This window comes from Sorangium sp. So ce327 (assembly GCF_051530205.1).
Taxonomy (GTDB): domain Bacteria; phylum Myxococcota_A; class Polyangia; order Polyangiales; family Polyangiaceae; genus Sorangium; species Sorangium cellulosum_B.
The window spans coordinates 11,084,676-11,109,483 of record NZ_CP150330.1; the positions used below are offsets into that span (position 1 = coordinate 11,084,676).

The 24,808-nt window shown below is 70.8% G+C and carries 20 protein-coding genes; 11 read left to right on the top strand and 9 right to left on the bottom strand.

Features of this window, described 5'->3' with window-relative positions; translation table 11 throughout:
* Window positions 1–8 precede the first annotated feature (8 nt).
* From WME95_RS41570 to WME95_RS41605, 8 genes are all read left to right on the top strand, one after another.
* A complete protein-coding gene (locus WME95_RS41570; RefSeq protein ID WP_437904790.1) occupies window positions 9–665 on the top strand; it encodes a hypothetical protein in 657 nt (218 codons plus the stop codon).
* Entirely contained in the window at window positions 665–1,507 is an 843-nt protein-coding gene (locus tag WME95_RS41575) for an SCO family protein (protein ID WP_437904791.1), read from the top strand. Before WME95_RS41570 ends, WME95_RS41575 begins: the two co-directional genes overlap by 1 nt.
* 30 nt (window positions 1,508–1,537) lie before the next feature.
* On the top strand, window positions 1,538–2,482 hold the full coding sequence (gene coxB / locus WME95_RS41580; RefSeq protein WP_437904792.1) for a cytochrome c oxidase subunit II: 945 nt from the start codon (window positions 1,538–1,540) through the stop codon (window positions 2,480–2,482).
* Between the two features lie 19 nt (window positions 2,483–2,501).
* Window positions 2,502–4,139, top strand: coding sequence for a cytochrome c oxidase subunit I (gene ctaD, locus WME95_RS41585; protein WP_437904793.1), 1,638 nt, complete (start codon window positions 2,502–2,504; stop codon window positions 4,137–4,139).
* Window positions 4,136–4,822 carry a cytochrome c oxidase subunit 3 family protein gene (locus WME95_RS41590; protein ID WP_437545848.1) on the top strand — a complete coding sequence of 229 codons (687 nt, stop codon included), beginning with the start codon at window positions 4,136–4,138 and terminating at the stop codon, window positions 4,820–4,822. The genes ctaD and WME95_RS41590 overlap by 4 nt, the downstream gene beginning before the upstream one ends.
* 15 nt (window positions 4,823–4,837) lie before the next feature.
* Window positions 4,838–5,329 carry a cytochrome C oxidase subunit IV family protein gene (locus tag WME95_RS41595; protein WP_437545850.1) on the top strand — a complete coding sequence of 164 codons (492 nt, stop codon included), beginning with the start codon at window positions 4,838–4,840 and terminating at the stop codon, window positions 5,327–5,329.
* Window positions 5,330–5,522: 193 nt separating this feature from the next.
* Entirely contained in the window at window positions 5,523–6,995 is a 1,473-nt protein-coding gene (locus WME95_RS41600; RefSeq protein ID WP_437904794.1) for a sensor histidine kinase, read from the top strand.
* A 7-nt stretch (window positions 6,996–7,002) separates the two neighbouring features.
* Window positions 7,003–7,557 carry a response regulator transcription factor gene (locus tag WME95_RS41605; RefSeq protein WP_437545854.1) on the top strand — a complete coding sequence of 185 codons (555 nt, stop codon included), beginning with the start codon at window positions 7,003–7,005 and terminating at the stop codon, window positions 7,555–7,557.
* 31 nt (window positions 7,558–7,588) lie between these two features.
* Here WME95_RS41605 and WME95_RS41610 read toward each other — a convergent pair whose 3' ends face one another.
* Window positions 7,589–8,785, bottom strand: a complete 1,197-nt coding sequence (locus WME95_RS41610; RefSeq protein ID WP_437904795.1) for a trans-sulfuration enzyme family protein — start codon at window positions 8,783–8,785, stop codon at window positions 7,589–7,591.
* An 85-nt stretch (window positions 8,786–8,870) separates the two neighbouring features.
* On the opposite strand from WME95_RS41610, the gene WME95_RS41615 reads away from it, so the two are divergent.
* Window positions 8,871–10,535 carry a nitrite/sulfite reductase gene (locus WME95_RS41615; protein ID WP_437904796.1) on the top strand — a complete coding sequence of 555 codons (1,665 nt, stop codon included), beginning with the start codon at window positions 8,871–8,873 and terminating at the stop codon, window positions 10,533–10,535.
* A gap of 27 nt (window positions 10,536–10,562) precedes the next feature.
* Here the strand turns inward: WME95_RS41615 and WME95_RS41620 are convergent, their stop codons facing one another.
* From WME95_RS41620 to WME95_RS41640, 5 genes are all read right to left on the bottom strand, one after another.
* Complete coding sequence (locus WME95_RS41620) at window positions 10,563–12,680, bottom strand: ATP-dependent helicase (protein WP_437904797.1); 2,118 nt, start codon at window positions 12,678–12,680, stop codon at window positions 10,563–10,565.
* Window positions 12,681–12,767: 87 nt separating this feature from the next.
* The gene (locus tag WME95_RS41625; RefSeq protein ID WP_437904798.1) at window positions 12,768–13,751 is read right to left on the bottom strand and encodes a hypothetical protein; all 984 of its coding nucleotides are present in this window, start codon (window positions 13,749–13,751) and stop codon (window positions 12,768–12,770) included.
* 61 nt (window positions 13,752–13,812) lie between these two features.
* Entirely contained in the window at window positions 13,813–15,183 is a 1,371-nt protein-coding gene (locus tag WME95_RS41630) for a serine/threonine-protein kinase (protein WP_437904799.1), read from the bottom strand.
* Entirely contained in the window at window positions 15,180–16,172 is a 993-nt protein-coding gene (locus tag WME95_RS41635) for a serine/threonine-protein kinase (RefSeq protein WP_437904800.1), read from the bottom strand. The genes WME95_RS41630 and WME95_RS41635 overlap by 4 nt, the downstream gene beginning before the upstream one ends.
* 191 nt (window positions 16,173–16,363) lie before the next feature.
* Complete coding sequence (locus tag WME95_RS41640; protein ID WP_437904801.1) at window positions 16,364–17,749, bottom strand: extensin family protein; 1,386 nt, start codon at window positions 17,747–17,749, stop codon at window positions 16,364–16,366.
* Window positions 17,750–17,989: 240 nt separating this feature from the next.
* Between WME95_RS41640 and mrtC the strand changes: the two genes are divergently transcribed.
* Complete coding sequence (gene mrtC, locus WME95_RS41645) at window positions 17,990–18,814, top strand: myxosortase MrtC (RefSeq protein ID WP_437711967.1); 825 nt, start codon at window positions 17,990–17,992, stop codon at window positions 18,812–18,814.
* Window positions 18,815–18,871: 57 nt separating this feature from the next.
* Here the strand turns inward: mrtC and WME95_RS41650 are convergent, their stop codons facing one another.
* Window positions 18,872–20,002, bottom strand: a complete 1,131-nt coding sequence (locus tag WME95_RS41650) for an AI-2E family transporter (protein ID WP_437904802.1) — start codon at window positions 20,000–20,002, stop codon at window positions 18,872–18,874.
* Between the two features lie 193 nt (window positions 20,003–20,195).
* On the opposite strand from WME95_RS41650, the gene WME95_RS41655 reads away from it, so the two are divergent.
* Window positions 20,196–20,939 (top strand): TM2 domain-containing protein, encoded by a 744-nt coding sequence (locus tag WME95_RS41655; RefSeq protein WP_437904803.1) that lies wholly within the window; start codon window positions 20,196–20,198, stop codon window positions 20,937–20,939.
* Window positions 20,940–21,028: 89 nt separating this feature from the next.
* On the opposite strand, the gene WME95_RS41660 is transcribed toward WME95_RS41655, so the two are convergent.
* A complete protein-coding gene (locus WME95_RS41660) occupies window positions 21,029–23,182 on the bottom strand; it encodes a beta-galactosidase (RefSeq protein WP_437545873.1) in 2,154 nt (717 codons plus the stop codon).
* Between the two features lie 104 nt (window positions 23,183–23,286).
* Entirely contained in the window at window positions 23,287–24,807 is a 1,521-nt protein-coding gene (locus tag WME95_RS41665; protein WP_437904804.1) for an NADH-quinone oxidoreductase subunit N, read from the bottom strand.
* Window position 24,808: the final 1 nt, after the last annotated feature.

Sequence of the window (24,808 nt, forward strand, 5' to 3'; positions counted from 1 at the left end):
AGCCGGCCATGAGCGAAGCGACCGACAACACAGCGACCGATCACGCCGAGGCCCAGGCCGAGGTGGATCGACCGAACAACTCGCTCATCTTCGTGATCGTGATCGCCACGCTGCTCTCGATCGTGGTGGTCGTGCTCTTCGTCAACGAGATCTTCAAGTCGACGATGGAGCGCGAGATCTCGACCAAGGTGCTGGAGCCGCCGAGCAGCGGGGTCCGCAGCCTGCGGGCCTGGGAGAAGGAGCGGCTCAGCCGCTACCAGTGGGCCGACGAGAAGAAGGGCGTCGTCCGCATCCCGGTCGATCAGGCCGTCGCGCTCACCCTGAAGGACTACCAGGAGAAGCGCGTGAGGACCGTGGCCGCTCCCGCCGCGACGACCGAGGGCGCGCAGCCCGCGGACGGCGCGGCGAAGCCCGCCGAGGGCGCCGCCGCCGAGCCGTCGAAGGGTGAAGACGCAGCGACGGCGGGCAACAAGGACGCGGCGAAGCCCTCGGACGCCGCCAAGCCTGCCGAGACGGCCAAGCCCGCCGACGCCGTGAAGCCCGCCGAGACGGCCAAGCCCGCCGACGCCGTGAAGCCCGCCAAGCCTGCGGACGCCAAGCCCGCCGCGCCTGCAGGCGCGGCGCCCAAGCCCGCAGCCCCGGCGACCCCCGCTCCGGAGCAGTGATGTCCCGCCCGCTGTCTGCCCTGCTCGCCGTTCTCGCGCTCGTGGTGGCCACGGTCACCCCGGCGCGGAGCGCGCGAGCTGCGGACACGACCATCCCGACGGAGCTCGCCGGCATCGACATCGAGGAGCGGCCGGGAGCCCTGCTCCCGCAGAAGCTCCGGCTCCGCGACCAGTCGGGGCAAGAGGTCGAGCTCGCCAAATATGCGGCGGGCGACAAGCCCCTCGTCCTGGTGCTCGGTTATTTCGAGTGCCCGATGCTGTGCTCGCTGGTCCTGAACGGCGTGCTCCAGGCCATGAAGGAGAGCGCCTGGACCGCGGGCGAGGAGTACCGCGCGCTCGTCGTCAGCTTCGACCCCCGCGACACGCCCGAAGCCGCGCGCAAGAAGCGGGCGAACTACATCGAGGCGTACGGCAAGCCGGTCACCGGCGACGGCTTCGACTTCCTCGTCGGAGACGAGGCGTCGGTGCGCGCGCTCGCCGACGCGGTGGGCTTCCACTACCGGTGGGACGACACGACCAAGCAGTACGCACACGCGGCGGGCGCGTTCGTCTTCACGCCCGACGGGCGCCTGTCGCGCACGCTGTACGGCATCTCCTTCCCACAGAAGAACTTCGGCCTCGCGCTGCGCGAAGCGGGCAGCGGGCAGGTCGGGAGCGCCTGGGATCGGGTGCTCTTGTTCTGTTTCCATTACGATCCCAACGCCCGAGGGTACGTCCTGGCGACGAGGCGGCTGATGATGGCGTCAGGCGTCGTCACCGTCGTGCTCATCGGGCTCTGGCTCATTCGCTTCTGGCGGACTGAACGCGCCCGCACGAGGGCGCGTGTAAACGAGGCTTCCTAGATACAAGGTGGCGGAGCCACAACTATGGTGATGAAAAACCCGATCGAACTCGGCTCCTTCTGGCTGCCCCGCCAGGGCTCGACGCTCGCTGAGCACATCGACGCCGGCTGGGACGCGGCCTACTGGGTCTCCGTCCTCTTCTTCATCCTGGTGGCGGGGGCGACGGTGCTCTTCGCCATCAAGTACAAGCGGCGGAGCGAGCGCGACAAGACGAGCCCCATCGACCACAGCACGACGGTCGAGGTCGTGTGGACGCTGATCCCGCTCGCCATCGTGATCGCGCTCTTCTTCGTGGGCATGCGCGGCTACGTGCACGCCTCCGTCGCGCCGGCCGAGTCCTACGAGATCAACGTCACCGGCGAGATGTACCTGTGGACGTTCACCTACCCCGACGGGACGACGACCGTGAACGAGCTCGGCGTACCGCGGGGCCGCCCGGTGCGGCTCATCATGAGCTCGAAGGACATCCTCCACAGCTTCTACATCCCGGAGTTCCGCGTGAAGCAGGACGTGGTCCCGGGGTCGTACACGTCGCTGTGGTTCGAGGCGACGGAGGCGCGGGAGACCGTGCTCCTGTGCACCGAGTACTGCGGCTCCGGTCACTCGGACATGCTCGCCACGGTCAAGGTGCTGGAGCCGTCGGACTTCGAGAAGTGGCTCGAGGGCAACAACAACAGCGACCTGCCGCCCGAGGAGCTCGGCAAGCTGCTCTTCGCCAAGCGGAGCTGCGCGACCTGCCACTCGCTCGACGGGACGCGCATCCAGGGCCCGTCGCTCAAGGGACTCTTCGGCCGCGAGGAGGAGCTCGCGGACGGATCCAAGCTCATCGCGGACGAGAACTACTTCCGCGAGAGCGTGTTCAACCCCGGCGGCCAGGTCGTTCGCGGCTACCCGCCGGTGATGCCGTCGTTCAAGGGGCTCCTCAAGGACAAAGAAGTGGACGCGCTCATCGCTTATCTGAAGTCGGTGAAGTGAGCGCCGGGGAGAAGCAGTCATGTCGCAGACCGTAACAACCCTCGACGTCAATACGGCACCCGCCGGCGGCCACGGAACGGACTACATCCGGGCCCAGAGCGGGATCATGTCGTGGCTCACCACGGTCGATCACAAGCGGATCGGCCTGATGTACCTCATCAGCACGTTCATCGCGTTCGCGATGGGCGGGGTGTTCGCGCTCGTCCTCCGGCTCGAGCTGCTGACGCCGAAGGAGACGCTGATGAGCGCGAACACCTACAACCAGATGTTCACGCTCCACGGCGCGGTGATGACCTTCCTGTTCATCATCCCGAGCATCCCCGGCGCGCTCGGCAACTTTCTGCTGCCGATCATGATCGGCGCGAAGGACGTGGCCTTCCCCAAGCTGAACCTCCTCAGCCTGTACCTCTACTGGATCGGCGCCCTCTTCACGCTGTCGTCGCTCGTCACGGGCGGCATCGACACCGGGTGGACGTTCTACGTGCCGTACTCGAGCACGGTGACCACGACGTCGGTCCTGAGCGTCACCCTCGGCGTGTTCATCCTCGGCTTCTCCAGCGTGCTCACGGGGCTGAACTTCATCGTCACGATGCACAAGCTCCGGGCGCCCGGGATGGGCTGGTACAAGATGCCGCTCATGCTCTGGGCGATCTACGCGACCAGCATCGTCCAGATCCTCGCCACGCCGGTCCTCGGCATCACGCTCCTCCTGCTCATCGCGGAGCGCGCGTTCCACATCGGCATCTTCGACCCGGCGCTCGGCGGCGACCCGGTGCTCTACCAGCACTTCTTCTGGTTCTACAGCCACCCGGCCGTCTACATCATGATCCTGCCGGGCATGGGCATCATCAGCGAGCTCATCGCCGTCCACGCGCGGCGCAGGATCTTCGGCTACAAGGCGATCGCGTTCTCCAGCATCGCCATCGCCCTGGTCGGCTTCCTCGTGTGGGGCCACCACATGTTCACCTCCGGCCAGAGCGAGTTCGCGGCGATCATGTTCTCGTTCCTGACCTTCCTCGTCGCCATCCCCAGCGGCGTGAAGGTCTTCAACTGGATCGCGACGCTGTGGCGCGGCTCGATCAGCTTTAACGCGCCGATGCTCTACGCGCTGTCGTTCCTCATCCTCTTCTCGATCGGCGGGCTCACCGGCGTCTTCCTTGGGATGCTCAGCGTCGACCTGCACCTGCACGACACGTACTTCGTGGTCGCGCACTTCCACTACGTGATGGTGGGCGGCACCGTCATCGCCTTCATGGGCGGGCTCCACCACTGGTGGCCCAAGATGACGGGGAAGATGTACTCCGAGAAGCTCGCCGCCATCGCCTGTGTGCTCATCTTCATCGGCTTCAACGTCACGTTCTTCTCGCAGTTCGTCCTGGGCAGCCGCGGGATGCCGCGCCGCTACTACAACTACCTGGACCAGTTCCAGCCGCTGCACGCCTTCTCGACCGTGGGCTCGTGGATCCTGGGCACCGGCTTCCTCGTGATGTTCATCTGCTTCATCAAGTCGCTGCGCTCCGGCGCTCCGGCGCCGGCGAACCCCTGGGGTGGGCTCAGCCTCGAGTGGACCACCGCCTCCCCGCCCATCACCGAGAACTTCGTCCGCACCCCGGTCGTGACCAAGGGCGCCTACGACTTCAACACGGAGAACGCATGAGCGCGCACGCCGAGGCCGCCGACCGGCCGAACAAGGCAGGCACGGCCCTGTCCCCCGACTTCCACGTCGCCCATCATTTCGATTCCGCCGACACGCAGTTCGACGCCGGCAGGATGGGCATCTGGCTCTTCCTGGTCACGGAGATCCTGCTCTTCGGCGGGCTGTTCTGCGCGTTCGCCATCTTCCGGGGCTGGTTCTTCGACTCGTTCGTGGAAGCCCACCATCACCTCGACAAGGTGATGGGCGGCGTCAACACGATCGTGCTCATCTGTTCCAGCCTGACGATGGCGCTCGCCGTCCGGTCTGCGCAGAGGAGCGACCAGAAGACCACCACCCGGCTGCTCGTGGTGACCCTGCTCTGCGCGGCCGTGTTCCTTGTGATCAAGTACTTCGAGTACCAGCACAAGTTCCACGACGGCCTCCTGCCCGGGAAGTACTTCACCGCCCAGGGCTTCACGACGGCCCACGCGGGGACGTTCTTCGCCATCTACTTCATGATGACGGGCATCCACGGGCTGCACGTCGTCATCGGGATGGGGCTCATCACGTGGATCCTCATCCGCAACCTGCGCGGTGAGTTCTCGAGCCGTTACTACTCGCCGGTCGAAGGGGTGGGGCTGTACTGGCACCTCGTCGACCTCATCTGGATCTATCTCTTCCCCCTGCTCTACTTGGTGGGCTGAGGCCTAGAGGACAGCATGTCGACACACGCAGAAGCAGCTGGCGCGCACGGGCACGGGCACGGCCATGGCCACGGCGCAGACCACGTGCCTCACGTCCTGCCGCTCAAGGTCTACATCGCCACATGGCTCGCGCTGCTCGTGCTCACGGTCGTCACCGTGGGCGCGAGCTACGTCGACCTCGGCGCGGCCAACCTGGCGATCGCGGTCCTCATCGCGACGACGAAGGCGGGCGTCGTGGCGCTCATCTTCATGCACCTCAAGTGGGACCATAAGTTCCACACCCTGATCTTCGCGTCGTCGCTCATCTTCCTGGCGATCTTCATCGGCTTCACCATGTTCGACACGGCCAACCGCGGCCGGGCCGAGGGGATCGAGGCCGAGCGGCCGGCGGACATCAAGGCGCCGTTCGACGGCAAGCGCGCCGCCGACGACTGGAGGATGAAGCGGGCGCACAAGGCGCCGCCGCCGCCCGCGCAGCACGGCAACGGAGCCGCAGAGGCCAAGTGACCGGCCCGAGGCCGAGCGCCCCGCCGGCGCGAGGCCGAACGTAACCCAGACAACAATTTCAAGTCACGGTATTCGCTGGGGTTTTTCCTGACACCCCCCGGATGTGGGCCGGGGCGCACCTCGCGCGTGCTCGCGGCTTTCGTGCGCGGTACAAGGGAGCGGATGCAAGGCAACGTCGGAAGGTTGCTCCGGGATGGACGCCGGACGCCTCGACCACGCCCTGGAAAGCCCCCCTGTCCGCGCGCGGATGCAATCCTCCTTTCAGCCATGGTCGCTTGACGCAGGGCACGACCCCGCCAAGAGCAGCGCGCCCCCTGCGGCGCGCCGGCGGCTCGCGGTCCTGCTCTCCGGGCCCAAGCCCCCCTCCTGGGACACCGCCGACAGGTGGCTGATCCAGCTGCGGTGGGGGGCGATCGCGGGGATGATCGCGACCACGGTCGCGGGCAGGAAGCTCGTCCCCGACCTCGGGCTCGCTCCGCTGATCGTCGGCATCGCCGCGATCGCGGCGGCCAACGTCGCCTGGACCATCCGGGTCGGGCGCGCGCGCCGGCCGGACGGGGGCGAGCCGTCGGCGCGCGAGCCCGCGCAGGATCACGCGCGCGCCCAGCTCGTGGGCGACGTGATCGCGAACGCCTGGATGCTCTGGTTCTCGGGCGGGCTGGCGAACCCCTTCGCCGTCTTCCTCGCCTTCCACATCGCCCTCTCCGGCCTCCTCTGCCCGCGGCGCACGACCGTGCTCGTCGGCCTGTTGACGCTGGCCGCGATCGCCGTGCTCACGTACGCGACGCCGCTGCCGCTCGACGCGGCGCCGCTCGGCGGCGAGCGCATCCGGCGGCTGGGCGACCTCGTGTCGCTCACGTCGCTGACGCTGTTCCTCGGCTTCTTCGTCGTCGTCTACGCCCACAGGCTCGAGGAGCTCCGGCAGCAGAGCCAGCGGAACGAGCGGCTGGCGATGCTCGGGCGCATGGTCGGCGGGATGTCGCACGAGCTCAGCACGCCGCTCGCGACGATCCTCCTCGCGAGCAAGGACCTCGTCGACGTGGCGCGCGAGACGGGCTCCGAGGACGCCGCGCGCATGGCCGAGACCGTGGCCGGCGAGGCGCGGCGCGCGAGCGACATCATCGGGCTGATGCGCGGCCAGATCCGGCTCGATCAGCGGCTGGAGCCGCTCGAGCTCACCCGCTTCGTGCGCGACCTGGCGAAGGTCGAGCTCGCGCGGCTCGGCTACCGCGGCGAGCTCGCGTTCGACACGCCGCGGCCGGTGCAGGCGGACGTGCTGCGGCCGGCGCTCTGCCAGGTGCTCGTCAACCTGCTCGCCAACGCCGCCGAGGCGACGGCCGACTCGGCCGAGCAGCGGATCGAGGTGAGCGTCGTCGAGCGCGGCGACGTCTGCGAGATCGCGGTCTCCGACAACGGGCCGGGGCTCAACCCCGACATCGCCGGGCGGCTCGGGGAGCCGTTCCAGACGACGAAGATGGAGCAGGGAGGCATGGGGCTCGGGCTCTACATCAGCTCGATGATGGCCTCCCGCATGAACGCGGTGCTGCGCATGGAGAGCGTCGAGACCGGCGGCGCGAAGGCGACCTTGCGCCTCCGCCTCGACGGGAGCACGGGCCCCATGGACGCGGATCTGCCCGGCGCGCTGAAGCGCTCCGGGGCCGCCTGAGGTGAAGATGACGCGACGGATCGAGACGGCGCTCCTCGTGGACGACGACGACGCGTTCCGCACCACCCTGCAGGGCGCGCTGCGCCGCCGCGGGGTCGTGGCGAGGACCGCGGCGACGATCGACGAGGGGCTCGTGGCGCTCGAGTACGAGCCGGTGGACCTCGTGGTCATCGACTACCGCATGCCGCGCGGCGACGGGCTCAGCGCGCTCGCCCAGTACCGCAAGCTGCAGCCGGACGCGGCGATCGTGATGCTGACCGGGTTCGGGGACATCCCGCTGGCGGTGGCGGCGATGCGCGAGGGCGCCGACACGCTGCTCAGCAAGCCCATCGACGCGGACAAGCTGCTGCGCGAGGCCGCGAGCCTCCGGGAGCGCCAGCGGCCCCCGCCCTCGGCCTCGGCGGCGCCGACGCCGCCGCCGGGGAGCCTGAAGCTCGACGATCTCGAGCGCGAGGCGATCCGCGCCGCGCTGCGGGAGTCGGGCGGCGTGGTGGCCACCGCGGCGAAGCTGCTCGGGATCGACCGGCGGACGCTGCAGCGGAAGCTGAAGAAGCTCGGCTAGCCGCGCGCCGGCCTTCCCGGGCGGGCCGGGGCTAGGGCTTGCCGAGCGCGTCGAGCGCGCCAAGGACGTCCCTCACGACGTCCTCGGTCTCCTCGATGCCGACCGACAGGCGGATCAGCGCGGGGGAGATGCCGATCGCCGCGAGCTGCTCGTCGCTGAGCTCGTGGAAGCTCATGATGCAGGGCTGCTCGATGAGCGTCTCCACGCCGCCGAAGCTCGGGGCGATCGCGGCGATGCGCGTGCCGTCCACCACGCGCGAGGCCGCCTCTCGCCCGCCGCGCACGGTGAAGCTCACCACGCCGCCGAAGCCGCGCATCTGCTCGGCCGCGACCTTGTGATCCGGGTGCGACGGGAGCCCCGGGTAGAACACGCGCTCCACCGCGGGGTGCGCCTCGAGCGCGCGCGCCACGGCGAGCCCGGTCGCGTTCTGCCGCTCGATGCGGAGCGCGAGCGTCTTCATCCCGCGCCCGATCAGCGCCGCGGCGTGGGGATCCATGATGCCCCCAAGGACGCTCCGCATGTCGCGGATCAGCGAGATCAGCGCGCTCGATCCGGAGACCGCGCCGCCCAGGACGTCGTTGTGGCCGGACAGGTACTTGCTGGCGCTGTGGACCACGAGGTCGATGCCGCGGCCGATCGGGTCGGAGTTGCAGGGGGTCGCGAACGTCGCGTCGACGACCGTCTTCACCCGCGCCTTCTTGCAGATCTCGGCGAAGCGGGACAGGTCGATACAGTGGAGGTAGGGGTTCGTGGGCGACTCGCTGAGCGCGAAGCGGGTCCGCGGCCGGATCGCCGCCTCGAGCTGATCGAACGCGCCCGGGTCGATCAGCGTGTGCTCGACGCCGAGCCGAGAGAGCACGTTGATCACGAACTGCCGCGTGCGGCGGTACACGTCGCGGAACAGGATGACGTGGTCGCCCGCCTTGAGGAGCGCGAACGCCGTGGTCGTCACCGCCGCCATCCCGCTCGCGAAGAGCAGGGCGTCCTCGGCGCGGTCGAGCGCCGCGATGCGCTGCTCGACCTCGCGCACGGTGGGATTGCCGTAACGGCCGTACTCCTGCCGCTCGGGATCCGCGTCCCCTCCGGCGAAATAGCGCTCGAGGTCCGCCGTGTTCGCAAAGGTGTAGGTCGCCGTCTGCGCGATCGCAGGCGCGAGGGTGTGGGAGGGGCGCTGGCGGAGTACACCCGCATGCACGGCTTCGGTCGAGTTCGGCAGAGCGGTCTTCATGGTGCTGGGGGCTGGATACCTCGTAGAACCGGCGGTGATAATTGTCGCACTTGACGCGTCGGAAATATAGGGAATACCATCGGATATGTCGCAACGAGTCGAGCGCCTTGCGGCGGCCATCGACGTACACGCCGAGAACGTCGCCAAATTCAAACGTGGTGAGCTGACCCCCGACCAGTTCCGTCCTCTACGGCTGGCCATGGGTGTCTACGCGCAGCTCGCGCACGTGAAGCACATGCAGCGGATCAAGATCCCGGGCGGACAGCTGACCGCAGCGCAGCTGGAAGCGCTCGCGGAAGTGACCGAGCGGTGGGGTCGCGGGCTAGCGCACGTCACAACACGCCAGGACATCCAGCTGCACTACCTGGAGATCGAGGAGACGATCGACCTGCAGCGCGCGCTGGCGCAAGCTGGCGTGACGACGGTCGGCGCGTGCGCCGATACGCTCCGCAACGTGACCGCGTCGCACCTCGCGGGCGTGGTCGAGGACGAGGTGTTCGACGTGACGCCCTACGCGCACGCGGTCACCGAGCATTTCCTCTTCCACGAGCACAACCGGCGGCTGCCGCGGAAGTTCAAGGTGGGCCTGTCGGGCAGCGCGCGCGATCACGCGCAGATCATGATCAACGACGTCGGCCTCCTGGCCAAGGTCGGCGATCTCGGCCAGGGCTTCGCCGTCTATGTGGCGGGCGGGCTCGGCTCGACGCCCGAAATCGCCCACCTCTGGCGGGATTTCATCCCGATCGCCGATCTGCTGCCGGCGTGCGAAGCGGTGGTCAGCGTGTTCTTCCGGGACGGCGAGCGAAAGAACCGGAAGAAGGCGCGGCTCAAGTTCCTGATCCGCAAGGTCGGCGAGGCCGAGTTCCTGCGCAGGCTGGACGAGGAGTTCGATCGCATCAAGGCGGCGCGGGGCGACGCGCTCGCGGCCGACGTGGCGCGGTACGTGTCCGAGTACCGGGAGAGCGACCCGCCCCCGCTCGAGCCGTCTCGGGAGACGCTCGGCGACGGCGCCTTCGCGCGCTGGAAGCGGACCAACACGATCCCGCAGAAGCAGCCCGGCTACCGGGTGGCCACCGTCAAGCTGCCGCTCGGCGACATCACGGGCGAGCAGCTGAAGCGCCTGGCCGACATCTCCCGTCGCTTCGGCAACGGCGAGGTGCGGGCGACGAACACGCAGAACTTCGTGCTGCGCTGGGTGCCGGAGGCGAAGATCCTCGGCCTGCACCGCGAGCTCTCGCAGATCGGCCTCGCCGAGGCGGACGCGGGGCACATCACCGACGTGGTGACCTGCCCCGGCGGCGACTACTGCACGCTCGCGATCACGAAGAGCATGGAGGTCGGCACGCGCATCCGGGATCACCTGGTGCCGAACGGCAGCCGGCAGGAGACCGAGGACTTCGTCAGCGCGCTCGGCGAGTTCGACATCAAGATCTCGGGGTGCCCGAACTCGTGCGGTCAGCACCACGTCGCGGACATCGGGATGACGGGCCTGATGGTGAAGGGCAAGGACGGCGTCGAGCGCCCGCACTACTCGCTCCGCGTGGGCGGCTGCTGCGGCCCGAGCGCGCGCATCGGCGAGCGCCTCGACGGCCGCATCCCCGAGGAGGAGACGCCCAAGGTCATCGCCGCGATCGCGCGCTTCTACATGGCCGGCCGCGCCGAGGGCGAGAGCTTCCGCGACTTCGTCACGCGCAAGGGCGTGCAGGAGATCACCCGCGCCGGCTTCGCCGCCGCCGAGGGCGCCGTCTGACCGAGCCCCCGCCGTCCCGCGCCCCGCTCAGCTGCGGCGGCGCGGGATGAGGGGGGGATCCCCGGCGAACGGGTTCATCGACAGCGCGGCCAGCACGCCGGCCGCCCCCGCCTTCACCTTCTCCATCCCCGGAGCGACCGGCGCGAGCTCCTCGCGCTCCTCGATGAGCTCGGGGGGGATCTCGAGCATGAACCGGCTCGGCGTCCTCGGCACCATCTTGCCGCGCGAGCCGCGGTGCTTCGCCCGCGTGAGGTAGAGCCGATCGCGGGCCCGCGTGACCGCGACGTAGAAGAGCCGCCGCTCCTCCTCGATGCTGTGGCCGCCCGTGTCGCCGCCCTCCGCGCCGCTCGGCGCGGCGTCCGTGGCGCGCTCGTCGAGGCTGCGCTGGTGAGGCATCAGCCCCTCCTCCAGGCCGATCACGAACACGTACGGGAACTCGAGGCCCTTGGCGCCGTGCATCGTGGTGAGCGTCACCCGATCGGTGGCCTCCTCTTCCTCCGAGTCCTGCCGCAGGGCGAGCAGCCGCAGGAACTCGGCGAAGCTCGCGCGGTCCCCCTTCCCCTTCTCGTCGCGGCGCGCGAAGACGTTGAGCAGGCCCTCGATGTTGCCCCAGCGGCGCGCCGCGGCGTTGGCCGTGGACGAGCCGGCCATGATGTCTTCCTTGAAGCCGGCGTCGGCGAGGAGCGCGCGGGCGACCTCCGCGGAGGGCTCGCCGCGCTCGAACCGCGCGCGCGTGGCCTCGATGATCCGGAGCAGCTGGCGGCAGCCCTCGATCGCAGCGGCGGTCAGCTCGTGGACGGCGTGCGGCCGCGACACCGCCGTCCAGAGCGACGCGTCGTGCGCCGTCGCGTAGGCGCCGAGCTTGGCCACCGCGACGTCGCCGATGCCCCGCGCCGGGTAGTTCAGGATGCGCCGCAGGCACATCTCGTCGCCCGGGTTGAGCGCGACGCGGAGGTAGGCGATGAGATCCTTGACCTCCTTGCGCTCGAAGAACTGCTGGCCGCCGATCATCCGGATCGGGATCTGCCGCTCCTTGAGGGCCGACTCGATCGCGGCCGCCTGGAGGTTCGAGCGGTACAGCACGGCGATGTCCTTCGGCCGCGCGGCCTCCCGCTCCAGGAGGCGCTGCGCCTCCGTGGCCACGAAGCTCGCCTCGACGTCAGGGTCCACGCAGATGATGGACCGCACCTTGTCGCCCTCCAGCCGGGTGGCGATGAGCGACTTCTTGTGCCGCCGGGCGCCGGACTTGGCGAGCACCGCGTTCGCGACGTCGAGGATCGGCTTGCGGGAGCGGTAGTTGTGCTCGAGCTTGACGACCTTCGCGCCGGAGAAGTGCTCCTCGAAATCGAGGATGTTGCGCACGTCGGCGCCGCGCCAGGCGTAGATCGACTGGTCGTCGTCGCCGACGACCACCACGTTGCGGTGCTCGCCGCAGAGCAGGCGCAGGAGCTCCAGCTGGGCGCGGTTCGTGTCCTGGTACTCGTCGACGATCACGAAGCGGTAGCGCATCCGCCAGCGCTCGAGGACGTCGGCGCGCGTCTGCCAGAGGCGGACCACCTCGCAGATGAGATCGTCGAAGTCGAACGCCTGGAACGAGCGCAGCGCCGCCATGTAGCGCGGGTACACGAGCATCGAGATCTCGTCGTACTCGTCGATGCCCTTGCCCTGCCGCTGCGCCTCGGCCCAGGTCTCGGCGTCGAGGAACGCGTTCTTGGCGTTCGAGATGCGCGAGAGGATCGCGCTGACGTCGTAGCTCTTGCCGGCGCGGAGCTCGCGGAGGATCTCGCGGATGACCCCCAGGGCGTCGGACTGGTCGAAGATGGCGAAGGAGCCGCCGCGCAGGCCGAGGGCGCGGGTCTCCGCGCCGAGGACGTCGAGCCCGAAGCGGTGGAAGGTGCACACCTTGAGCTCGCGCGCGACCTTGGAGCCGACGAGCTTGCCGACGCGCTCGTGCATCTCGGCGGCGGCCTTGTTGGTGAAGGTCATCGCCAGCATGGAGCGCGCCGGGATGCCGCGATCGAGGAGGCGGGCAATCCGCGTCGTCACCACACGCGTCTTGCCGGAACCTGCGCCGGCGAGCACCAGCATTGGCCCGAGCTCGTGCTCGACGGCCGCACGTTGAGACGGGTTCAATAAGTCCGACACCGTGCCGTGGCCTAGCCCGGCGCGCGGCGGAGCGGGAGCTTGATTTTGTCGGAGCGCGGAGGAGGCGCGAGATCCCGCTGGAAAGGCTCAGATGCCGGGCGGCGTGGCGAACTGCCCAGGGAACGGGTTCGCCTCCCGGCGGCGCTGGACCTCGTCGAACGTCCAGGGCGTCGTCCCGCGCTCGTTGAAGAGGGCCACGCCGATCACGCCGACGTTCCTCGTGTCGCCGTGCTTCTGGTTCGCGTAGGAGCCGCGGACCGAGCCGAAGCGGAACGCGGCGACCGTGTCGACAGACTGGCGGAAGCCGTCGATTTCGAGCTCGCCGTGGGGATCGATGAGGTAACCGCGCTTGCTGAACGTCGCGGCCTGGCCGTCCATGACGTCGAGGCCGTCGACGGAGACGACGCACTCGATCCGGGTCGGCGTGAGGTTGCGCAGCACGATGCTGTAGCGCTGGCCGGCCTCGCCGATGACGTGGCTCTTCTCGCCGGCGACGAAGCCGCTCAGGAAGCCGCCGCCCTCGCCGCGGAGCCCGACCGCGACGGCGCCGCCGGCCAGCGTGAACGCCTGCGGCGACGTGCGGCGGAAGCCGGACGCGCTCGCCATGGCGCGGGCGCCCTCGGCGTCGTTGTAGAACAGGCTCGCGACGACGAAGGGGCGGTTGACGTCGGCCCGGACGAACGGCGCGGTCGAGATGCGCGACACGCGCGTCTCACCCCACTCGGTGCCGAGGCCCGGGCGATCGATGGGCTCCGGCGCGACCTGGCTGCTCGGCGCCTTGCGCGCGGCCCCCTCGGCGCGCGAGGCGCCGCCCGTCGCAGAGGGCCGCTCGATCTCGGCCGAAGGCGCCGCGGGCGAGGCGTCGGGCGACGGCGGCGCGGCGGGCGCGCCCGGCTCGTCGAACGCGGCGCCGTCCTGGAATCCCTGTGCGCCGGAGGGCTCGGGAGCGCCCGTGATCGCGCGTCCCCCCTTTGCCGTGGAATCCGCCGGCCGGGCCGCTGTGCTGCCGCCGCAGCCGGCGGTGCCCGCGAGGAGCGATATCGCCAAACAAGCCAGCCCGATTCGTCGCATCCGGTTCATGGTCCCTCCACTCCGCATTTGCGGTGTCGACCAGAGAACGGGCGCGACGAGGCTACCTTACAGCCGAGCGCGCCTGCGCCCCGGCGTGCGCGGACGGCGGCGCGGGCGCGGAGGGTTCACTCGCCGCGATCCAGCGCTGCGCGAGCGCGAGCCCGAGCGCGGCCAACGCGACGGCGAGCGCGCAGACGGCGAGCGCCGAGGCGCGCGACGCCGCACGGGCGACGGGCCGCGCCGGGGGTGCGCGCCGTGTCGAGCGCGCCCTCGGGCGGCGCGAGAGGCGCGCGGCGCCGGCCGGCGCGGCGAGCAGCGGTCGGCGAAGCAGCTCGGCGGGCACCTCGCTGCGCACAGGCGTGCAGGCCGCGACGGCGTCGGTCGCGGTCGGGGTGAGCGCGCTCGCGCTGACCACCGGCCCGGCGCTCGAGGGCGATCCGTCGTGCAACCGGACGTGCACTCGGCGCACAGCGGCTTCCATGTCGGCTGCCGTCTGGAAGCGATGCTCCGGCGCCTTCGCGATCGCGCGCAGGATCAGCTGCTCGAGCGCCGCCGGGATCGGCTGCGGCGCGAAGCGCGACGGAGGAGGAGGCTCCTGCTCGCAGTGAGCGAAGCGGAGCGCGTCGCCCCGGCCGCGCAGCTCGTCGAAGGGGCCTCGCCCGGCGACGAGCTCGTAGAGGACGAGGCCCATCGCATAGATATCCGCGCGCGGATCGATCGGCTGGGCGGCGCACTGCTCGGGCGCCATCGTCCTGGGTGTGCCGATGACGGCGTCCGGGGCGGTCAGCGAGGCGCTGGCGTGGAGGAGCTTCGCGACGCCGAAGTCGAGGACCTTGAGCGTGCCGTCGTCGCAGAGGAACAGGTTCTCGAGCTTGAGATCGCGGTGGACGATGCCCGCCGCGTGCGCGAGCGACAGCGCGGACAGGGCCTGCAGGACCAGGTCGAGCGCGGTCGGAACCGCGACCACGCCGAGGCGCGCGAGCTCGGTCCGGAGATCGCGCCCCTCGAGGAGCTCCATGGCGAAGTAGGGGCGGCCACCGTCGGTCACGCCGAGATCGAACACGTCGGGGAGACCCGGGTGGCGCAGGCGAGCGATCGAGCGCGCCTCGGCGCGCAGGCGCGCCGAGAGATCGCTGCGGCCGGCGTGGCTGCGGTGCAGCACCTTCACCGCGAACCGGCGGCCGAGCGCCCGGTGCTCGACCTCGTACACCTCGCCCATGCCGCCCTGACCGAGCAGACGCAGCACGACATAGGGTGTGCCGGGGAGCGGCTCCCCCTCACCCGGCGCGCGGAGCGGCCACGCGCCTTCGGACGGCTCGCCCTCGCCTTTCGCGCGGAGCGACCGCGCGAGAGGCGCCCTCGGCGCGAGCGACACCCCGCGCGCGTAGAGCAGCGTGCGCGCCCCGGAGCACTCGGCGGACGCGCCGCTCATCGCGCCTCTCCGACCGCGAGGTGCGCCCGCGCGCTGCGCTCGCCGTCCGGCGGCGCGGCGCGCCCCGCTCCGCCGTGAGCCGGCGTCTCCTTGCCCCCGCCTTCGCCCAGCGCCTCCGCGAGCGCCGCGGCCATCGCGTCCGCCGTCTGCCAGCGGAGCCCCGGATCCTTCTCGAGCGCGCGCGCGACGGCGTGATCGAGCGCCGGAGGCACCCAGAGGAGCGAGCGAAGCCGCGGCGCCGGCGTGTTGAGGTGCGCCCGCATCACCGCCATCGAGTCGACAACCGGAAACGGACCGCGCCCGGTGATCGCCTCGAAGAGCAGGAGGCCCACCGCGTACACGTCGGTGCGAGCGTCGACCTCCTCGCCGCGGATCTGCTCGGGCGACAGGTAGCGCGGCGTGCCAAGGACGTTCGAGCCCATCGACGGCTCCAGCCCCTCGCGGCTCACCTTCGCGATGCCGAAGTCGATGAGCACGGCGTGCTCGGCCTCGGGTACACCGGGCGCGCTCTCCAGATCGGCGACGCCCTGCTCGGCGCAGCTCGCTTGCGCGAGGAAGACGTTCGCCGGCTTGATGTCGCGGTGGACGATGCCAGCGCGGTGCGTCGCCGCGAGCCCGCCGAGCACCTGGATGGCGATGTGCACGGCGGTCGGTGTCGCGAGCGGTCCGCGCGCGTCGAGCCGCTCGCGCATCGTCTCGCCGAAGAGGCGCGGCATGACGAGGAAGGGCCGGCCGTCGCTCGTCACGCCGACCTCCTCGACCTTCACGATGTGAGGATGGCTCAGCGTCGAGAGAGCGCGCCCCTCCTGGACAAGGCGCGCTCCGATCTCGCTCGACCCCTCGTGCATGGCGCGGAGCAGCTTGAGCGCGCGCAGCTGGCCGCGGCGCCCGGTCACCTCGAAGACCTCCGAGCACGAGCCTGCCCCGATCCGACGGAGCACACGGTACGAAGTCCCCGGCAGCGGCTGTCCGTCTTTCTTTTGCACCATGTCCGTCGACCTCCCTCGCGGGGGCGCGCGGCGGAGCGCCGGCGCCTTCGTTCGGGAAGGGAATCGTCGCTCTCGTGGCAGAAGTTGCGCGAACAAACCGCTCAGATCATCAAAAAACGCGCAATCAACGGATGTGCAGTGGGGGGCGCTGCGAGCCGTTCAGGGCTGCACAGGGGGCGCGAGGCCTTCGCTCAGTGATAGAGGAACCACCGGACGCCCGGCTTGATCTCCATATGGTAATGGTCGACGTGCGCCGCATTGAAATTGGGCGTCAGCACGTATGTAAAAATCCCGAGGTCCGCCGCTTCGCACACGATGGACCGGAGCTCGCGCGCCTCGGGGAGCTCGGGCTGGGGCGCCCCCTCACCGCAGGTCTTGTCCCCGATGCGGCCGTGGAAGTGGCGCGCGACGCTGATCCAGGTGCCGTCGCGCTTCTTGAGGGCGCCGACGTCGATGGCCAGGCCGGCGGGGTGCCGCGTGCCCGGCGGAGCCCACGTGCCGCGGGGCTTCTGCGCTGCATCGCTGCGCAGCGCGACGTCGCCACGGTGCTTGACCGGAGACGTCGTCGCCCGGGTCGGCCCCGCGGCTTTGCGCCGAGCAGCGCGGCGCGCTCCGACCTTGCCGGCGTCCTTCTTGGCCGGCCCGCTGCGCGCAGCGATCGTCCGCGTCCGCTGGCCAGGAGCCTTGGAAGCGGCGCCAGGATCGGCTTCCAAGGCGCCCTTCTCCTGCGGCGCGGCCCCCGCTGCGGCCTTCTCCTTCGGAGCGGCCCCCGCTGCGGCCTTCTCCTGCAGCGCGGCCCCCGCTGCGGCCCTCGCCTTCGGCCCGGCCTCCGCCACACCCTTCTGCTTCGGCCCGGCCTCCGCTGCGGCCCTCGCCTTCGGCGCGGCCTCCGCGGCCCCCTTCTCCTTCGGCGCCGCCTCCGCCGACCCCTTCTCCTTCAGGCGTCGCGGCCGCTCCTCAGGTGCCTTGGACGTCGCATCGAGCGCGCCCTTCTTGCCGAGCTCCACCGGCGGCGCAGGCTCGACCGGCGAGGCCTGCCTCGTCGATTCCTCGCGGGCAGCGCCGTCCGCGGCCTCTGCCTGTTGCACCGCGCGGTCAGCGGCCTTGGCATGAGCGATCGGGTGCCCGTGCTCTCCGTCGCCGTCCACGCCCTCGCGGCCGCGCATCGGCACGTTGGGTCGATACATCGTGTAATGGACGACCTCGTCGATATCGTGCCTCGAGAGCACGGCCGCGAAATCGTCGAGGGCGAGCGCGAGGCGCGCGTCCAGGATCTCGAACATGCTCGTCACGCGCTGCTCGGGCGGGAGCACCGAATGAAAGTTCACGCCGTTCAGACGACCCGTGAGCCGGATCGGAGCGCGCACCCCGGGCGCGTGGTCGACCTTGAGGTACAGGATCTTCCGGCGATCCAGCTCCGCCAGCGCCTCTTCGTTCGTCATGTTGGCGTAGCGGTACGCCGGAGACGCCTCGGCGACGCTCGCCGCCGGCGTCATGAGGAACGGCGACGCGGCCGACACGGGCGCCGGACCGAGCGTCGCGACGGACGCAAGCAGCGCGCAGGCCAACGGCTTCATCAGACAGCGAAGTCGGGAAAACGCCACAGCGGCCGCACTCTAACGTGGCCGGGCTGGAAGGCTAGAAAATGGGCGGTGGCTGGACCCGTGTGCAGCACCTGAATCGCGCCGCCCCGAGCGCTGACCATCGCGGAGGGACATCGTGGCGGCTAGGCTGAGCGCGCGCGGCCGCGACCCCGGGTCGCCGCGATCCCCGCGTAAGCCCCCGCACCGCGCGCTCCCCTCCGCGACGAACACGCCTTGCAGCCGCCCACACCCATCGAACCGAGCCGAGACGCCCGCGCACCTGCCGGCGACGAGACACCTGGCGCGCCGGCAGACGCGAACGCCGCGCATGCGAGCGCCGGTGAGCGCGAGCGCCCGCGGCCGCCCGAGCCGACCGCGGCGCGCGCGCTCCTCGCCGCTGGCATCACGACCGCCGCCGTGACGGCGGTGTCCTACGCCGCGCCGAAGAGCTACGCCGGCACGCTCGTCGGCCTCACGTTCTTCGCGGCGACGTCCTGGCTCGTGCTGAGGTACGACGAGTCGACGATCCGCGCCCACGGCCTGTCCCTCGGAGGGCTCCTGGAGCCCGTGCCGCTGTCGGCGAGGCGCCTCGCCCGCGCCGCGCTCCACGCCGTCGCCTGGGCGACGCTGGTCGCCGCGATCGTCTTCCCGCTCTTCTGGCTGGGCTACCGGCTCTACTGGGGCGCGACCTCGCCGTTCGTGCTGCGCCCGCCGCCCTCGCTCGCCGACGAGATCGCCGCGCAGCTGCTCGTGGTCGCGCTGCCCGAGGAGGCGTTCTTCCGGGGCTACCTCCAGAGCGCCCTCGACCGCGTCTTCCCGCCGCGATTCCGCGTCGCCGGCGCGACGCTCGGCCCGGCGTGGCTCCTCTCGTCGGCGATCTTCGCGATCGGCCACGTGCTCACGATCCAGCACCCGGCCCGGCTCGCCGTCTTCTTCCCCGCGCTCCTCTTCGGATGGCTGCGGGCGCGCACAGGCGGCATCGGGGCGCCGCTCGTGTTCCACGCGGCGTGCAACCTCCTCTCCCTCACCCTCGCCCGCGGCTACGGCCTGTCGCCGTGAGCGCCTCCCTCTAGGGCGCGGGCCGCGCCTCTCGCGGCGCTCCGGCGCGCCGACGCGTCACGCCGGCGGTCGCGACGTCGGAGGCGGTCGCGAGGCCGGCGGCGGTCGCGACGTCAGCGAGGGTGGCGGCTGCGACGTGTGCGGGCCCAGCGGGAGGCCCGAGCTGGAGATGCCCGCGCGCGTGTCGACCGCCCAGAGGACGATCGCGGCGACGACCGGGCCGATGAAGATCCCCGCCGCGCCGAACAGCTCGAGCCCGCCGAAGATGGCGAGGAGCGCGATGAGCGGGTGCATCCCGCCGTGCGAGCTCTGGACCCACGGCCGGATCACGTTGTCCGAGAGCCCGATGAGGACCGCCGCGGCGCACATCCCGATGCCCGCCCCGATGCGCCCGACGACGAACAGGTAGATGGCCGCCCCCAGCGTGACCGGCGTGGTGCCGATCATGGGGACGAGCGAGAGCAGCGTGGCCAGGAGGCCGAACAGGAACGCGCCCGGCACCTTGCAGGCGAACAGCGCGATCGTCGTCAGCGTCCCCTGGACGGCCGCCGTCGCGAGCAGGCCGAGGACGGCGCCGTGCACCGTGTCCTGGATCGACGCGAAGAGGACGTCCGTCTCCTCGTTCCTGAACGGCGACTGCGTGAGCAGCCAGCGCAGCAGCAGGCCTCCGTCGCGGAGCAGGTAGTAGAGCGCGACGACGAACAGGAAGGCGTCGACGATCGTCTGCGGCACCGCGGCGACCATGCCCCCCGCGAAGCCGGCGATCGAGCTGCCCACCCGCTCGAACAGGTTGCTCACGTACGTGCGGACATCGTCCCCGGACAGGCCAGCCCTGTTGAGGAGCCCCGTTATCCTCCCGTCGTTCAGGAGGCCTTCGACCCGCTCGATCGTGTTCGACCAATCCCGCGCGAAGAAGCGGCTTATCGAGGCGGAGGCCTCGATGATGATCACCGCGAGCGGGATGCACACGAGGATGATCACGCCCGCCGTCGAGATCGCGGGCGCGAAGGGGCGGAAGCGGCCGAGTCGAGGCGCGAGGCGGCGCTGGAGCGGGGAGACGAGGAGCGCGACCAGACCGCCGAGCAGGACGGGGACGAGCAGCCCCTTCACCATCCAGAAGAACAGAGCGATGAGCCCCGCCCGGAGGGCGAACGACAGCCACCGATCGGACTGAAAATCTTGCTGCATCGCCGGGTGCGCTCGCTCCTGCGCCGCGCTCAGCGGCCCATCGTGGGCCAAGGTAGGGTGGGCCTCCGGCAACCACCAGCGATTTCCGCGTTGCGCAAGCGCGGCGCCTCGGTTCCAGGATACAGTCAGGCTCGGCTGACGACCGCGGGGCGCACGGCCGCCTCCACAGCCGCATCAGCTGGAGGGAACGAGGATGAGCAACAGCGGAGGCGGAGTTCCGCCCGGCGGCGGAGGCTGGGGCAACGCAGGCGGAGGCTGGGGAAATGGCGGCTGGGGGTCGAGCCCGCCCGGCGGCCAAGGCGTGGCGCCGGGCGGCGGTGGCGGCGCGTCCTCGGCGGGCGGATACCCGCCGCCGGGCGGATACCCACCGCCGGGCGGAGGATACCCGCCGCCTGGCGCAGGATGGGGCGCGCCCCCCGGCGGCTATGGCGCGCCTCCCGGAGGCGGCTGGGGCCCGCCGCCGGCTCACGGCGGTGGACCGCCGCACGGCGCCCCGGCGCAGGCCTATTCCGACAAGGACCAGGCGACAGCCTTCATGCTCGCCGTGTTTCTCGGGACCTTCGGCGTCGATCGCTTCTACCTGGGCCAGACGGGGCTCGGGCTCCTCAAGCTGTTCACGTGTGGTGGACTCGGCTTCTGGAGCCTCATCGACACGATCCTGATCGGCACCGGCTCGATGCGAGACGCCCAGGGGCTCGTGCTCAGGCGCGACGCGCCCGTCGGTCACCCGACCAAGAGCCAGTCCACGCTGTTCTTGCTCTCCTATTTCCTCGGCTACTTTGGCGTAGATCGCTTTTATCTGGGACAGACCGGGCTCGGCATAGCGAAGCTCTTGACGTGCGGCGGGCTCGGCATCTGGTCGCTGATCGACATCCTCATGATCGGCATGGGTCGCTTCCGCGACGCAGAGGGCAACTCGCTGCGGTTCGAGCGCTGATCGAGGGGCACGCCAGGTCAGGAGGCGAGCGGGCGGGCCAGCGCTGCCTGGCCTCGCTGGCCGTCACGGCGTAGCGCCCGGCGGCGGGGCTATTCCAGCGCGAGCATCCGCACGGAGCGAGGCACGAGCCGCACCTCGAGCGCCCCGCGCCGCGCCTCGAAGTGCGCGTCGTCCAGCACATCGCGCGCGCGCTGGGCGCTCACGGTGACGCGCGCCACCACGTCCGCGTCTCCGGGGTTCAGCAAGAAGAGCACCCGCGGCGTGCCCGACGCATCCTCGTGCAGCGTCGCGAAGACACTGTCGGGATCACACGCGAAGGCCGGCAGGCCGAGCGCGTCGATGGCGCGAGACACCGCGGCGTCGGCCGCGGCGGGGTCGTCCTGGAGGAGCGCCGGCAGGTTCTGTCCGGGGGCGAGGAGCCGCTTCAGATCGTAGGGCCGCGGCAGCTGGCGGAAGGCGCCGTCGAAGGTGGGCTCGCGGGGGCCGAGCGTGATCAGCGTCCCCTGCCGGGACGTCGCCTCCAGCCACGCGAACAGCTCCGGGCTCAGGCCGCCCGAGGTGGCGCAGATGACCCAGCGCGCCCCGACGAGCGAGATGTCGCGATCCTCGCCGCCGACGTGGGCGTAGGGGACGCCGCGCGCGTCGAGCGCCTCCTCGAACGCACGCACGAACGTGTCGGACTCCACCGCGAGCGGGTAACCGAGCCCGAGGTCGTCCTCGAGGCAGCGATCGCGGGCGCCGAAGTTCATGATCGAGAAGAACGCCCCGGTGAGCGGGCCGAAGGCGTGCATCACGCGGGAGAGCCGGCGCTCCGTGCGCGGCGTGACGATGCGCACCGGCGCCGGGCGGCGGAGCTCGTGGAACCTCGTGGCCTCGAGGGCCGCGGAGAGCTTCCGCCAGAAGGCGGCGAAGGGGCGAGGGCGGCCGCGCGGATCGATCGGCGCGCCGATCCAGCGGTCGCGCTCGACCGCCATGTAGATGTTGTACCCGCGCAGCCCGTACGCGAGCGCGGCCATCATCACGAACACGCTGTCGCGCTCCTCGAGCGGCGGGAAGAACGGCGGGAAGCCGGCGCCCATCTCGCACGCGAAGGGCGGCAGCGAGAGCGCCTCGCAGCGCACGGCGAGCTCGCTCGTCCGGCGGGCGAGGATCTGCCGGCTGCTCGGGCTCGCGACGCTGTAGTAGTCGAGGCCGACGAGGTCCACGACGCGCGAGATGCGCGCCGGGTTGAGCGGCGTCGCGTCCTGTCCCATCGGGAAATTGTGCATCGTGGGCAGGCCGTCGACGCCCGCCGCGGAGAGCGCCCTCGCGAAGCGCCCCATGGCGGTCTCGAGGAGGTGCTCGTGGAACTCGCTCCAGTCCAGGTGGCGCGCGAGATCGGCCGGCGTCTCGGCGTCGAACGCGACAGGCGGCGTGATCGTGGCGAACCGCAGATCGCCCTCCTCGGCCTGCGCGCGCTCGCGGACGATCGCGCGCACGAGCGCCGCGCCGGCGTCCTCGGTCGCGTCGCCCTCCGGCGCGGGCTCCACCCTCTTCGTCGCGTAAGCGCGCTGGAGCGCCTCGATCGTCCGGTACTTCTCGCGCAAGAAGTCGCGGTAGAGGGAGATCGCGTCCGGGTGGTAATCCTGGTCGTACGCCCCGTCGCGGAAGTAGAGCGCGCCCTCGTTGTCGATCTGCAAGAGCACGATGGGCCCGTCCGGGTAGAGGTGCGGCTTCAGGACCGGGGCGAGTGCGTTGAAATAGCGGGCGACCTCGTCGTGGAATGCGTTGCTCGCGTAGCTCGGGACCGGGAACCCGTACGGCAACATCGGGAGCACGACCGGGTTGTTCCGCGCCGAGCGGGCCTGGCAGCTCGGGTCCCAGATGACGCGCTCGGGGATGCCGAAGCAGGTGAGCTCCGCGTTGATGTGCGGGCCCGGGCGGGCGATGACGTAAAAGCCGAGCTCGTGCGCGAGGCGGAGAAAGGCGCCGACGTCGCGGCGCGGATCGAGCCGGCCGAAATCGAACTGCCCCGGCCCGGTCTCGTGAACGGCCCACGGCACATAGATGTCGATCAGGTGAACGCCGAGCGACCGCGTGGCCTCTAGACAAGCGCGCCAGTGCTGCGGGTCGAGCCGCCAGTAGTGCACGCTGCCGGCGTACAGCGGGACCAGCTTGCCGCCGATGTCCAGGCCGCCCGGGACAAGGCGTACCCCCCGCGCGAAACGTTCCTCTGGAGAGATCGCGTCCTGGGTCGTGGCCACGCGCGCGCACACTAGCAAGGATCGCGGGGAGATCGATACCGCCGCGTTCGGCCCGGTGCGCGCTGGATGGGACGGCGTCGGCGCCGTGGCACAGCGCTCAGCGCTCAGCGCAGGATCGTCACCGAGCGCGCCACGAAGTCGTAAACTGGCCCCCAGTAGACCCCGAGCAGCACGGTCGGAACCGCGAGCGCGCACGTCGTCGCGCCGAGCAGCGGCCGCACCGGTGTGGGCTCGGTGCGATCGCTCCTGTCGAGATACATCGTGCGGAGGAGGCGCGCGTAATAGAAGAGCGAGATCACGCTGTTCAGCACGCCGACGACCGCGATACCCCAGCTCCACGCGCCCCCGGCGGCGAGCAGCGCCGAGAAGAGGTAGAATTTGCCGATGAAGCCCGCCGTCGGGGGCAGGCCGGTGAGCGAGACGAGGAACACGGCCATCGCTGCGGCGACGAGCGGGGCGCGGCGCCCGAGCCCCCGGAAGGCGGCGAACGTCTCGTCTCCGCCGCTCTCCTCGGCCACGGCCATCACCACCATGAACGCGCCGAGGTTCATGAAGCAGTAGGTGACGATGTAGAAGGCGATCGCGGCGACGCCGGCGCCGCTGAACACCGAGAAGCCGAGCAGCATGTACCCCGCGTGCGCGATGCTCGAGTAGGCGAGCATGCGCTTCACGTTCTCCTGCTCGAGCGCCGACAGGTTGCCGACGGTCATGGTCGCCATCGCGAGGCACCCGAACAGCACCGGCCACGGCGTCGCGACGCCGGGCGGCGCGCTCCCGGCGCCGAGCGCGTCCGAGAAGAAGCGGATCAGCACCGCGAAGCCGGCCGCCTTCGGCCCCACCGAGAGGAACGCGGTCACCGGGGTCGGCGCGCCCTCGTACACGTCGGGCGTCCACATGTGGAACGGGGCGGCGCTGATCTTGTAGCCGAAGCCCGCGAGCATGAAGGCCGTGCCGACGAACACGACCTCCGGCACCCTGCCCTGCTGCGCCGTGAGCGCGGCGATCCGCGCCGCGCACTCGTCGAGCCGCATCGACGCGGTGATGCCGAAGATCCAGCTCATCCCGTAGAGCATGATCCCCGACGCGACGCCGCCGAAGATGACGTACTTCAGCGCCGCCTCGCTCGATTTCGCGTCGTTGATCTTGAAGCCCGCCAGCACGAAGCTGATGACGCTGACGAGCTCGAGCGACAGGTAGATGAGCAGCAGATGGCGGCTCGCCGCCATCAGGTTCATGCCCAGCGAGAGCACGAGGATCAGCGTGAAGAGCTCGCCCGAGTCGCGGCGGAGCTCGGGCTCGATCCCGGGGGCCCGCGGGGGCACCGCGAAGAGGACGATCGCCCCGGTGACGAGCGCGAAGATCACGCGGAAGAGGTTCGAGAAGCGATCGAACGCGAGCAGTCCGTGGAAGAGCGCGCGAGGGGCGGCGTCCGTCGCCAGGAAGTACGCGCCCAGCCCGCCCGAGCAGGCGAGCGCCGCGAGGCTGAGGCTCACGAGGCCGGCGAGCTTGAGGCGCGCCGGGGACGCGAGATCCCACACGACGAGCAGCAGGGCCGCCGCGATGAGGACGAGCTCCGGCGCGAAGTAGGCGAGGCTCGCCACGTTGTCGAGGGTGCGGGGTTCCACG